This window comes from Clostridium aciditolerans (genome assembly GCF_016316925.1).
GTDB lineage: Bacteria > Bacillota > Clostridia > Clostridiales > Clostridiaceae > Clostridium_AM > Clostridium_AM aciditolerans.
Map to the genome: position 1 here is coordinate 1 of NZ_JAEEGB010000048.1, position 12,215 is coordinate 12,215.

Sequence of the window (12,215 nt, forward strand, 5' to 3'; positions counted from 1 at the left end):
ACTTGACAGGGAGCAGTTCAAGAGTTGTTGCTAATAGCTCTTTTATTTTTTCGGATGTATGATAAGCAATAGTAAGACTTAAATTGTGCAAACTATAAATAGTGAGCTAAACTAGTAAATATAACTAATTTTATCTCTTAAGTGCTCACATAGCATCGAAGAGGTTTTTCTTCATTACTTTCACTTTAGTTGCAGGTGTAACTGATACTTCTAATTTTACTTCAATATTTGATTCTTTATAAGTCATTGTAAAACCATTCTTAGGAAATTCGCCAAGATGAGAATTAATCAATTTTTCTAGTTCTGCAAAAATTTCTGACTTTAGTGACATATGCAACGTCTCCTTTCTAAGTCTGTTTTTTCTTAAGGTTTTAGATATTATTAAAGATTGTCCCAGAATGAGCCGTCCTTAAATGACTTCAGCTCCTCTTGGGATAACCTTGAAGAATTATATTTTTTTTCTGTTTTTTTGATATTGGTAAGTTCTTTAAAAAAGTCTTCTTCCATTAATTCATTCATTGGTTTGTTTATATCAATTGTTTTTGTATTCTCTGACATAACTAACACCTCCTTAACATATATTGTTAATTTGTATATATTATACCATAAAATGGGAAAAGTCAACAAATATTCTTCAGAGGGGTATAGGTAATGCGAATCCAATGAAAATGACCAGATGTATCATTGAGTCTGAATGAATTTATGGAATTAGACAAGGTAGTGGGAATGAAAAAGGTATTAATCAGTATAAAAATTCGGCAGATGGAAATAATTTCGCTGTGGCAAAAACTAAGCTTATTTAGCCGAACAACTAAAAATTGACCAAAGACAGTTACAAAACTATAAAAAGCTAACAGAACTAATACCAGAATCACAATCCTTAGTTAAAATAAAAGCTTTAAACTGCTTAAAAAATAATAAATTCTATAGATTATTTACAATAAATGGTATAATTGTATTATAAAAAGCATAGGGGGAATAAAAAATGAAAATAAGATTTATAGAAGAAAGAGCACAGAATAACATTTTAGCGGAAACAGAAAATAGTGAAATGTTAAGTGCTGTATTTCAAGAAAATACACAAATATATATCACTGAAGAAAATAGAGTATTGGTATGTGAGTATATATTTAATGTTTTAAGAGTATTAGAAAATGAAATAGATATTTATGTTGAAATTACTGATATTGATGAGAAAAATTAGGATTGGGTTAAATGGATAGCCTTTTATCATTGTCCGAAATTGAATAATTTAGTTAAAAAAGCAGTAGGCTTTAAATTAGTCCTCTGCTTTTTTGGTCTATATTATTATTTAACCACTTTTTGCTTTGTAATATATTTCTGGTTACAAAATGTGATAACTTCAACATTAACATGCTTATATGCAGCTCTAATGTATCCTCATTTATTTAAAATGCTTACATTATTTTCTGCTATTTCATTATTAGATTAAATGATAACTAGATATTATTTATTACTTTTAGGTACCCACTCTATCTCATACCCAATCAAATCCAACACTTCTTCGACTTCTGAATACTTTAAAGTACCTCTTATAAGCTTAGAACTAAAATTTTGAACAGTAGTATCTCTATTATGCTTTTCATTAAGTCTATTAACTACATCCGTCATAGTCCATCCAGATTTTATTATTAGTGCTTTAAGCTCTTCTTTTAATGGCATCAAAATCACCTCGTTTTCTAAAATTTATAGTATCATAATTTATGCTAAATTTCAACTGTACATTTTAAAAATGATTATTATATTTTAAAATTAATATTGACAATTTAAAATAAACCATATACAATTCAATTGTAAAGTTTAAAATTAAAACGCGGATTTGAAAACATTAAATCGCATCAAAGGAGGTTCTATTTATGAATATAAAAACTTTAAATCAATTCATAACTATTGCTAAAGCTTTTAACATAGAAGTAACATTTTCCAACTTAAATAAATATAAAAAAGCTATAAAAGCTGAAATTAAATTTTAGGGGGAGTAGATATGGATAAAAATTATATCAAAGCTTTAAACATTGCAGAAAATACCTTATACAAAATCAATAAAATATACGATAATGCTTCAACATCAACTTTTGAAGATGTTAAAGGTTGCAAGGCTATAGAGAGGATAATAGAAGATTTAGAGGACTTCATAAGAGATGTAGAGCATTACTCAAAACCAACTCAAGAAGGATATCTAGAATTAAAGCCTAATAGCAGATATTCCTTAGCAAGTATAGAACTTAGCTGTGGTTATCCTGTAGAAATTTATAATATAAAATCTCATACTTGGAACGATGGAGTGATACAACATTCAGATAAATATGGCGGATACTATTTTTATAACTATGATGATAAGCATATGGGGCTGTCTGATGGTGTTAAAGCAAGAGTGAGGGTATAGGGAGGAAAATATTAATGACAATGGTAAGAACAACTGAAAAAGTAGTATTAGAAAATTACAAAAGAGGAACTTCAGAAGAAAGTGGATTAGATTATGAAATAGTTGAAAAGGTAATAGGAGAAAACTATGTGAGTCAAATTAGTATTCAAGAATTAATAGACAAGCTTAATGAAATAGCAAATAGTAAAGATGCTATGGTGATTGTGGAAGTTTTAGGACTTGTAAGAACTCCAGCAATTATACTTGAAAACTTTGAGGCATACATCGAAACAAGGAAAACAGATGAAGGAATAGAAGAAACTTTTAAATTAGTAAGTCATACAGACGATGTTGGAAATCTTGAGTTTAATGCTCTTAAAATACATAGCGTTGAATGGAATAAGTGGAGTAGCTATTTCTTAATAAAATTTGAAGGAAATATAGAAATTATGATTAGTGATAACTTATAACTTTTGGAGGCAAAAAAGATATGATAAAAGGATTTATAGTAAATAAAAGTAAGATAAATGTGAAGCCTATAGCAGTAATTGCGAGTTCAGAGAGTGATGATGGTACTTTTAAAAACGAATTATTAGGTTTCATAGGAAAAGTTCTGTACCTATTAAGACTAATCTGAGTCAATATCAGTGAGAAAGGTTTTGTGAAGGAAAGTTAACAAAAGAGGAACTTAGAGGATATGCTTAAAAGGTGGTGAAATAGAAATGTAAAAAAACACAAAAAACGTAAAATACTACGGAATTTAAAGATAAATCCTCGTAATTACGCTACTTAACTGATTAACGTGTTATATGGTTTGAAATACTATTTTACAATACAAATAAATCAATGATATTATTTGCATGGGATTAATGGACAAATTAGCCATAATCTATATAATCGCAATTTATACATAAATCTTAATGGAATAATATCAAATAATGATATTATAGATATAAAATACTTGTATTTATAATACCATATGTTATTTAATAAGTCAAATATTATGTCCATTTCTATTCTAGCCTAGTAAAATCAACACGTTAGGTTAATAGTAAATATAAAAAAGGCAAGTTTTTATACTTAAAAGCATGGATTATTGATTAAGTAAAATTACAGACAAGTTATTTATAAAAAGCAATAAAACAATATTTTTATCTACAAGAGAACTAAGGAGAAATTGATATGCTAATATGTTTCAGCAGTATACAAGAATATTTTAAAACGTTAGGCACACTATTAACTATAAGTTTATTTTTAATACTGGTAAGTAAAGATGTAAGAGAAGAATTAATTAATGTTTGGAAAGTTTGCAAATAGAACAAGCCTTAAGAAAATTAATAAAGGGAAGATGGAGGAAAAATAATGAATAAAAAATTTATTTATATTGAAAATGGAAAACTTATAATATCTGATATAGAGGATAAAGATAAGAATTTGGCTGACTTTAAAGATGTTGAATTGTATATGAGTGAAAATATGGAAGAAAAAGATGGAATATATGACAGCAGACGAGAACTTGGAGATGCTTATGTTGTTAAACAAGGAACTTATGTATTAGAAGAGCATAAGAATTATTATACTTATTGTTTGATATAGAGGTTATTTTATAGACAAGCTATAGAATAGAGAGAAACATGAGATTACTTTCATTCTTGCTGCAAAAGAAAAAATATAAAAAGAAAATTAGGAGGAAAATTATATGAAAAGTTTAAATGAGAAAGAAGTTATTATTGGGGAAGATAAAAGGGAAATTGGAAGATTTACGGTAGAAGAACTGATATTTCTTTTCGGGTTCAATTACGATGGAGAGTACATATACATGATTGAAAGGGAAAAAGAGGAGCCAGGTTCAGCAAAAAAAGATTTATTATATATGCTAAATATATTTTATACAGAAGGTAATAACAAGTCATTAGATAGACCGGGAGCTATAGCAAAAAAATTATATTGTAAACTTAATTTAATGGAAGATAAAGATGTTTTATATATTAGAAAGAATTTATTTGGAGCTGAAAGTTTTATTAAAACATATGGATTATTAGATTTTTTTGATAGAGGAATCGTGCGAGATGAGACTAAAAGATTACCAGTGAAAGATATAGTTGAAAAAAAGAACATAAATGTAGGTAAATGCCCTTTTTAAACTATTATTATTTGTATATGCTGTAAACTAATAAAAACAATTGATGGAGGTAAAAATTTAAATATGAAAATGTTTGATAAAGAATATAAAACACAATATATGAAAGAAGTTGATTTTTTAACTAACAAAGGTATTAGATATACATTTGTTAAACGCAGCAATGATGATGTTAGGACTTACAAATATGCTAAAACAAGAGAGCTATTTAATGCATTAGTAGAATTTTATAGCCTATAGGAAGGCTATAGGATTGATGGGGGTAGGCATTTGAGCAAAGGATACGTAGAAGAGTTAATTGGACAGGCATATGAAAAATGGGAGCCGGGAGATAATGTAATGATATTAGCCGGAACTGGTAAGGGTAAATCTCACTTTATCAAAACCGTCCTAAATAGACATTGTAGAAATACTAAAAAAAGAGTGTTGCTACTAACCAATAGAGACATATTAAAGAATCAAGTCCGAAAAGATTTGGGATTAAACACTATAATAACCGTAGAAAACTATCAAAAGATAGAATCTATGATATTAGATGATAAAGCCTTTAGAGATTATGATTATATAGTAATGGATGAATGCCATTACTTCTTTACAGATAGTGCTTTTAATATTAAAACAGATATATTTTTTAAATGGATGCTAGATAATAATGAAGTTTGTAAAATATTTATGACTGCAACACCGTTTGTATTAATGCAGTATTTTAAACTACATGGTATTGAAGTAAAGCACAAATATGAGCTTAAAACTAATTATGACTACCTCAGCAACATATATATGTTTGACGACTACAAAACCATTGATGGCATTATAGAGAGCATTCCAAAAGATGAGCAGATATTATTTATCAGTAGAAGTGCAAAAAGAGCATATGAGGTTAGTAAGAAATTTAAAGGAGCTTTTATATGTAGTAAGCATAATGGTCAATTTAATGACTTTATCAATCAAGAAGAGCTAGATAATATTATTAAGAAATCTATATTCAAAAGTCGTTTATTATGTGCAACAACGGTATTGGATAATGGCATAAATATCAAGGAATTCAGTAAAGTAAAGCATGTAATAATTGATATATTCGATAGGGATATATTTATCCAGTGTCTAGGCAGGAAAAGAATAGGACAAGGTGAAACTGTAACCCTATATTTTAAAAATTATAATGGGAAGCAAGTAAATGGTTTTAAGAGTAAATTAGTCCATGGATTAAAACTGGCGGATATTTTGAAGGAGCTTGGAGAAGAAGAATATGTAAAGAAGTCCTTTAAGAATGATATGTTCTATAAATATAATTCTAAAATTATAGATGAGATATGGGATAATGATAAGGATGCAGGTAGGAAAGTAATAAATGACTGCATGTATCATAAGTATCAATGTGATTTAGGTGTGTGCAATTCTATATTGAATAATCCTCATAAATTTAGTTTTAAGGATTTGATTTTAAATGAATTAGGTATAGAGAAAGGAAGAATAATAGATATGGAGGTAGTTACTAAGGTATTAAGTACAGAAGAAATGTTAGAAAGTGTTACAGGTGAAAGATTGCACAAAGAAGAACAAAAAGAATTAGTTGAATTTATTGGACTTAAAGATGCTAGAGGTAGATTACAAAAAAGCGTGGGTCAATTAAATGAATACTTAAAAGCAAATAAAATACAATATGTAATTATAAGTAAACAAATAAAAATTAATAATAAAAGAACTACAGTATGGATAGTTGAAAAATTGATAGAATAAAGGATTAAAAAAATAGATGACTAAAAATTTGGAATTTGCCTATTTATAGGAAACTCCACAAAATTAGTACCTGTAAAAGTTGTACATGTCTATATTTCTATTAAATTGAACAACTTTTGTTATGTGTAATTACTAAGAAATTGTATGTAAATTAAATAGAAGACAGTCATAAAAATTCACTGTACACGTGTGTCACGTGGACAGGTCAAGAGGAATTATCTTTGGGTTGTTCACAACTCAAAGATAAGGGCGTACGACAGTCGCCATATTTACAAGAGCACTAATTAATGTGAATTTAATCAGTATTTTAAATATAAAGAGAGGAAAATATGGAGTTTATTAAAAAAATAAAGAAAGAACTTAAGAATAATGAAACAACAAGAAAACACTATATTTGGGACGAGCTAGAATATAGTAAACTATTGTTGGCAAGAGGAAAAGGTATAAATGAGTACTCTTTAGTAGATGCATTTATATTAGCTAAATATTTTCTGCATAATAAAGGATTGAATAACGATAATACCTATAATAAACTATGCGAGTTTTTTAAGTTTAGAGATAAATTTAGCAGTTATTATTTTGAAATGTTCTTGGAACTAAAAATTAAGTCCTTAGTAAAATCGGCAAAATTGCAATATCTAAAAAGAATACATGAAGTAAAAATAACCAAAAATGAAATTAATATAATAAATTCTATGCCTAATGATAGAATAAGAAAGATAGCGTTTACTTTATTATGCATGTTTAAAGCCAATAATTATAAGCCTTTTAGATGTAGAAGAAATGTAGTTGCAAGAGAAGTGGAATTGAATATAAATAGCGATGACTTATTAAAAATATATTCATATTTAATTCAAAATAATTTTCTTGAAATGTATAACAAAGGCAAGGAAAAGAGAAAGCAATTATTAAAGAACATGATTGAAATTGATGAAAAATATGGAGAAATGTTTATACCTTACGATTCTTATATATATGAAAGACATATTCATCGACCTCGAAAAAAGACAGGAATACAGTTATGGATTTATAAACAAAACGTGGATGAGAATATAGAAGAAACTTTACAGTTTACTAGCTATTATAAAAATCTTACTGTAGAAGAAAAAGAAGAATATAAGAAAAGAAGATATAGAAGAAAAAATAGATATGGCATTACATTTACCCTAGAGTATATAAAAAAAGAAATAGACTTTTTGTGTAAATTTTTGGACGAAGATGAGTTTGCAGAACTTATAGAGGGAGAAGTATTCTATAGAGATTTTAGAGGATATGATAAGAACAGCAGGAATAAAAATAAAATATTATTTGCAGATAGCAATGATACTGAAGGTAAAGTTATTGATGTAGATAATATTGTAAATGAATATAATAAGATTTTTAAAGACAAGAAAATTAATGGTAAGTGTGGGAGCTGTGGTTGTGAAATAATAAAAAATAGTAATAGACAGAAATATTGTGATGAATGTAAGAAAAAAATAAAAAATGAACAAGTTAAAGCAAATATGAAGAGAATGAGAGAAATGAAAAATGTTATACATTAGACGTATATTAATAATAGGGTGAATACCCTAGTGAATCAAATTTAAAATAAAAATAGTTGATATGTAAGTTAAATATACAACTAATCATAAAGAAAAGCAATATATAAAATAGCAGATGTAACTGGCAAGTATCTTTGGAGAAATTTTGGCAAATAACTTTACTGAAATTTCCCCTTTTTATTTTATCACTCACGGAGGGTATTTCAGTGAATGAATTATAGCAAGGAGGTTTGAGTATGTGTATATAGTAAAAAGTAAAAATCCATTGTGATAAGAGAGGTTAATTACTCTCTTTTTTTATGTGAAAAAATTATGAGAAAGGATAAGAAATAAAATGAAAAATGAAAATTTAGAAGAGTTTTTAGAAAGTTTAATAGGTAAAAAATTATTTAAACATGAACAAAAAATATTAAAAAAGGTATTTGAGGAGAATGGACTTAAAGCAAGGATGTTGGGAATTAATACAATAAATGCATATCTTAAAGATATAAAAAAATTTTATATAATTGAAGAAAGAAAGGGACATTGGATAGTAGGCAAAATCGTATTTGAAGAAAATAAAGCACTTTAAAAAAGTAGGAGGAAAATGGTTATGAAAGCTGGAGAAAAAATAAAAAAAGTAATTTTGAACTTACAAGATGAAGATGGACTTTATAGTCACAACTTTAGAATTAGTGAGGAAGATATTATGTATGATGAAAATAGAAATAAGGTAGATTTAAAAGAAATAATTTTTGCGGAAATCTATTCCAATGAGATGATATTACATTTGAAAAATGATGATAGATATCTGTTGACGTATGAGGGTATAGATAAGTTAGATGCATCAAAAAAATAGCTGCTTTTACGAAGGTCGCTATTTTGGTTTTTAAAAATTAGTTTTATGATAAAACATAGATTTTATCTGCAAAGTTTGGATTGAAATGTGGAGTAAATGAAAGCATGAGTGAGAATGAGAAAGTATGAAAGGAGAATTTCTATGGAATCAAGACAAAAGTTTTTTAATGAGGAAGGAAGTGGATAGATGGTAGTTATTGAATTATACCATTCCTTGTAGAATTGTAATCCAGTATTTGCAATTCTACAAGGATGGAGGTTAGCAAGTACATATAGTAATAATTACAATAAATCGTTTGAACTTCACTGGGAATACTTAGATATCAATAAAAATAAGTAAGTAGAAGGAGATTATAAATGCTTAATTATAAATATAAGACATAATAGAAGCAGACAGGTGTTTGGTGTAGTAATAGCTACATCATTTTTTATGCAAAAAAATATAATGACAAAAAAATTAAGAGATAAGTTTCCTGTTTGGTGTAAATTTGAAAACTTGAAGAATAACAGATATGACTTACTTATGTCAGATGATTTAGATTCTTGGGCTAGTTGTATGCTTTTGAATCATTTATTTGGTTTCAAAGTTAAGTATTTCGTAGATTTTAATCAATATTATATGGATTTTCAAGGAAATAAAACTCAATGCCAGCAGGTATATACACTAAATAAAGATACAAATGATAAATTAATCTGTGTAGACTTTGCAAGTGAAAGTATGTGTCCTTCATTTGATAATCATGTTACTATGTTATCAAGTTTGGATGTGCCATATAAGAATGAAAACTCTGCCAATATCAATAATATCTATGACATTACTAATGTAAATTATTATGATAAATTTAGTGGAAGCACATTAATCCAGATTATGAGTCTTTATAATATAGATATCAGTAAGTGGACTGAGGAACAGAAACTGATTATATGTTGTCTTGACGGATTATATATTGGCTTTGATGTGTGGAAAAAAGATTTTCGCCCTAAGCAAAGAGAATATTTAAGAATGTTGGGGTATGAAGAGTTGATTGAACTTATGGAATTTCATGTTGCTAAGAATAAGAAAAGAGATTTTGAATTATTAAAGAATAAGTATAAGCTGGATTCAAAAATTGTAATAGATATAGATGATAGGCTTGGAACAGATATAAAGTTAAATGAATTAGGTGATTTGTTTGGAGTAGATTTACTATTACCTAGAGATGAATTTAGTGAATTTAAAAGGTATGACAAGATATTTAGAAACTTAAATAGGAATCCAATAAAAGATGGAGGACTTTTTGGTGATGATGAGAAGCTCTTTAATTTTGCTGTTACTAATAAGGATGTAATTGTATATTCAAAATCTAAAATTGCTTGATATATAGAAAGGAGATGAAAGAAATTAAAATAATAGATATAGGATTTGATAATCTGTTGGTTGCAGAAGAAGTACAACTAATACTTTCTGTAGAGGGAGTTCCTGTCAAGAGAAAAATAGCAGAAGCTAAGGAAAAAGGTTTATTAATAGATATTACTAGAGGTAGAAATAGAAGAAGTGCAATAGTATTAAAAAGTGGTGTTATAGTGTTAAGTAGTATAAATACAAAGACACTTGGAAAGAGGATAGCGAGAGAAGCTAATGCAGAAGGAGCCTAGGGGAAAAGGTTGAGGTGGTGGAAATGAAATATGAGTTTTAGTGTTTTAAACACATTTAGTTACATAAAATTGTTAAAAAATGTGAGATTGAATATTCTGAATGAGTAATTAATCATCAGATACTATTAGTAAAATATAGTGCAGGCTAGATGTAACCATTACATTTGCGATAACTTGTGGAAAAATTAATAATAGTCTAGTTAGGATTGTTGAAATTGAATTTTAGATTAAATAATGATGATTATTTTAAGGATACATTATATTGTTTAAAGTTTTAAAACTAAATGTTAAAACTTATCTTGTAATAAAGTAATTTTTACTATATAATAAATATATTAAATTTGATAAAATTAAAAAGAGGTGATTACTATGTATATGAATTTGAGTGATTAATTACACCAAATTTGGCAAATAACTAATGAAATATCAATCAAGAAAAGTGAGGTAAAAGAATTCTATGTGACTAGTTATGGATTGGAGGAGGATTATTTTATGAGTGGCGGTCAAATTAAAAGAATAAATCATCAAATAGACTTAATCAATGGGCAAATAGAGGAAAATAAACTATTGTTTATTAATCCACTATATTTTGTAGATGATAATGGAAATAGAATAAGGACTATACAAGATGATGAGAAGATAGAAGCATATGACGAAACTATTGAGGATATTAGCGAGGCAATCGGAGAGTATCGTGGAATACTTCTCCAAACTTCTCAATATACTGATGAAAAAAAAGAAACTTATAAATCTAAAGTTAGTGAATTGGAGAATTTAAGAGAAAAACTAAAGGATATGAGAAAACAAAAAAGATAGATTAGTAGCAGGTTATATACATTAATGGTTAAGTAAATAATTATAAAATAAGAGTGCTGAATAATTGGCACTCTTATTTTGGATGGTATTATGTAGAATATAGATTTGTTTACAATGGCATGTTGAAGGTTCAATAATGGAAAGTCTGTATAACAAAATAAAAGATGGACAAAGATATATAATAGTAAAAAGTTCGTTTGAGGTATAGTGTAAACAACCACGAACGGGATGCTTTAGAAATGGCTTAAAATCGTATTGGAAATATACTAAAAACGTTCGTAATAAAAGTTGATTTCAAACGAACGATTTGCTATAATATGGTATATAATACGATTAATTTGTGGGGTGTCAGTGGATGAAGACATATTTTTATATTAGAGTTAGCTCCAAGGAACAGAATACAGTTCGTCAAGAAGTAAAAGCTAAAGAACATAATATACCTATAGAATGTGTTTATATTGAAAAGGCAAGTGGTAAGAATGTTATAGATAGACCAGTGTTGAAGAATTTAATGGGTGTTCTTAAGAGTGGAGATAAGCTTATAGTTGATAGTATTTCAAGATTTGCACGTAATACAAAAGATTTAATTGATTTGGTAGAACAATTAAATAACAAGGGTATCATATTTATTTCATTGAAAGAATCTATAGATACAACAACTTCAACAGGTATGTTTATGCTTACTATATTTGGAGCTGTAGCACAGTTAGAACGTGATTATATAAAAGAACGTCAAGCTGAAGGAATAGCAGTAGCTAAAGAAGAAGGAAAATATAAAGGTAGAAAAACTATAGAATACCCTAGGCAATGGGATAAGTATTATAAGATGTGGAAATCCAATAGTATTAAAGCTGTAGATGCAATGAAAATATTGAATTTAAAGAAAACAACGTTCTATAAATTGGTTAAACAATTTGAGACAATTAAACAATAATAATTGATTTATATTAATATTATGATGTTGTGTGAAGAAAGATTTCATATGGAATATCAAATATATGTCCATCATCGGAAAGTTAAATGAGTTTATGTGTAAGCAGTATGGGGGGGATTTTCCGTTTTCAAGTGACATTCATTCTTGGTCAGCGACCCCAACTGTTCAAACTACACCCAACGC

19 protein-coding genes are annotated in these 12,215 nt (G+C 27.5%); 16 read left to right on the forward strand and 3 right to left on the reverse strand.

Annotated elements, in window-relative coordinates; genetic code table 11:
• Nucleotides 1–145: 145 nt before the first annotated feature.
• On the reverse strand, nucleotides 146–331 hold the full coding sequence (locus tag I6U51_RS23220; RefSeq protein WP_211144936.1) for a hypothetical protein: 186 nt from the start codon (nucleotides 329–331) through the stop codon (nucleotides 146–148).
• 50 nt (nucleotides 332–381) lie between these two features.
• A complete protein-coding gene (locus I6U51_RS23225) occupies nucleotides 382–558 on the reverse strand; it encodes a hypothetical protein (RefSeq protein WP_211144937.1) in 177 nt (58 codons plus the stop codon).
• A gap of 427 nt (nucleotides 559–985) precedes the next feature.
• On the opposite strand from I6U51_RS23225, the gene I6U51_RS23230 reads away from it, so the two are divergent.
• Nucleotides 986–1,204, forward strand: coding sequence for a hypothetical protein (locus I6U51_RS23230; protein WP_211144938.1), 219 nt, complete (start codon nucleotides 986–988; stop codon nucleotides 1,202–1,204).
• Nucleotides 1,205–1,467: 263 nt separating this feature from the next.
• On the opposite strand, the gene I6U51_RS23235 is transcribed toward I6U51_RS23230, so the two are convergent.
• Nucleotides 1,468–1,683 carry an LLM class flavin-dependent oxidoreductase gene (locus I6U51_RS23235; RefSeq protein WP_211144939.1) on the reverse strand — a complete coding sequence of 72 codons (216 nt, stop codon included), beginning with the start codon at nucleotides 1,681–1,683 and terminating at the stop codon, nucleotides 1,468–1,470.
• A gap of 322 nt (nucleotides 1,684–2,005) precedes the next feature.
• Between I6U51_RS23235 and I6U51_RS23240 the strand changes: the two genes are divergently transcribed.
• The 15 genes from I6U51_RS23240 (at nucleotide 2,006) to I6U51_RS23305 (ending at nucleotide 12,032) form a co-directional block, all read left to right on the forward strand.
• Nucleotides 2,006–2,407: a DUF5348 domain-containing protein gene (locus I6U51_RS23240; RefSeq protein WP_211144940.1), complete on the forward strand. Its 402-nt coding sequence runs from the start codon at nucleotides 2,006–2,008 to the stop codon at nucleotides 2,405–2,407.
• Nucleotides 2,408–2,421: 14 nt separating this feature from the next.
• Entirely contained in the window at nucleotides 2,422–2,856 is a 435-nt protein-coding gene (locus tag I6U51_RS23245; protein WP_211144941.1) for a hypothetical protein, read from the forward strand.
• Nucleotides 2,857–2,876: 20 nt separating this feature from the next.
• On the forward strand, nucleotides 2,877–3,023 hold the full coding sequence (locus I6U51_RS23250; protein WP_211144942.1) for a hypothetical protein: 147 nt from the start codon (nucleotides 2,877–2,879) through the stop codon (nucleotides 3,021–3,023).
• 545 nt (nucleotides 3,024–3,568) lie between these two features.
• On the forward strand, nucleotides 3,569–3,703 hold the full coding sequence (locus I6U51_RS25235; protein WP_281396554.1) for a hypothetical protein: 135 nt from the start codon (nucleotides 3,569–3,571) through the stop codon (nucleotides 3,701–3,703).
• Nucleotides 3,704–3,748: 45 nt separating this feature from the next.
• Complete coding sequence (locus tag I6U51_RS23255) at nucleotides 3,749–3,982, forward strand: hypothetical protein (protein WP_211144943.1); 234 nt, start codon at nucleotides 3,749–3,751, stop codon at nucleotides 3,980–3,982.
• A gap of 103 nt (nucleotides 3,983–4,085) precedes the next feature.
• Nucleotides 4,086–4,529, forward strand: coding sequence for a hypothetical protein (locus tag I6U51_RS23260; RefSeq protein WP_211144944.1), 444 nt, complete (start codon nucleotides 4,086–4,088; stop codon nucleotides 4,527–4,529).
• Nucleotides 4,530–4,592: 63 nt separating this feature from the next.
• Complete coding sequence (locus tag I6U51_RS23265) at nucleotides 4,593–4,766, forward strand: hypothetical protein (protein WP_211144945.1); 174 nt, start codon at nucleotides 4,593–4,595, stop codon at nucleotides 4,764–4,766.
• A gap of 30 nt (nucleotides 4,767–4,796) precedes the next feature.
• Nucleotides 4,797–6,266 carry a DEAD/DEAH box helicase gene (locus I6U51_RS23270; protein ID WP_211144946.1) on the forward strand — a complete coding sequence of 490 codons (1,470 nt, stop codon included), beginning with the start codon at nucleotides 4,797–4,799 and terminating at the stop codon, nucleotides 6,264–6,266.
• Nucleotides 6,267–6,595: 329 nt separating this feature from the next.
• Entirely contained in the window at nucleotides 6,596–7,810 is a 1,215-nt protein-coding gene (locus I6U51_RS23275) for a hypothetical protein (protein WP_211144947.1), read from the forward strand.
• A gap of 334 nt (nucleotides 7,811–8,144) precedes the next feature.
• Entirely contained in the window at nucleotides 8,145–8,381 is a 237-nt protein-coding gene (locus I6U51_RS23280) for a hypothetical protein (RefSeq protein ID WP_211144948.1), read from the forward strand.
• Nucleotides 8,382–8,402: 21 nt separating this feature from the next.
• A complete protein-coding gene (locus tag I6U51_RS23285) occupies nucleotides 8,403–8,648 on the forward strand; it encodes a hypothetical protein (RefSeq protein ID WP_211144949.1) in 246 nt (81 codons plus the stop codon).
• 429 nt (nucleotides 8,649–9,077) lie between these two features.
• Nucleotides 9,078–10,004: a hypothetical protein gene (locus I6U51_RS23290; protein WP_211144950.1), complete on the forward strand. Its 927-nt coding sequence runs from the start codon at nucleotides 9,078–9,080 to the stop codon at nucleotides 10,002–10,004.
• Complete coding sequence (locus tag I6U51_RS23295) at nucleotides 10,001–10,282, forward strand: DUF370 domain-containing protein (protein ID WP_211144951.1); 282 nt, start codon at nucleotides 10,001–10,003, stop codon at nucleotides 10,280–10,282. The genes I6U51_RS23290 and I6U51_RS23295 overlap by 4 nt, the downstream gene beginning before the upstream one ends.
• A 492-nt stretch (nucleotides 10,283–10,774) precedes the next feature.
• Entirely contained in the window at nucleotides 10,775–11,098 is a 324-nt protein-coding gene (locus tag I6U51_RS23300) for a hypothetical protein (protein WP_211144952.1), read from the forward strand.
• A gap of 355 nt (nucleotides 11,099–11,453) precedes the next feature.
• Nucleotides 11,454–12,032: a recombinase family protein gene (locus I6U51_RS23305; protein WP_211144953.1), complete on the forward strand. Its 579-nt coding sequence runs from the start codon at nucleotides 11,454–11,456 to the stop codon at nucleotides 12,030–12,032.
• Nucleotides 12,033–12,215 lie beyond the last annotated feature (183 nt).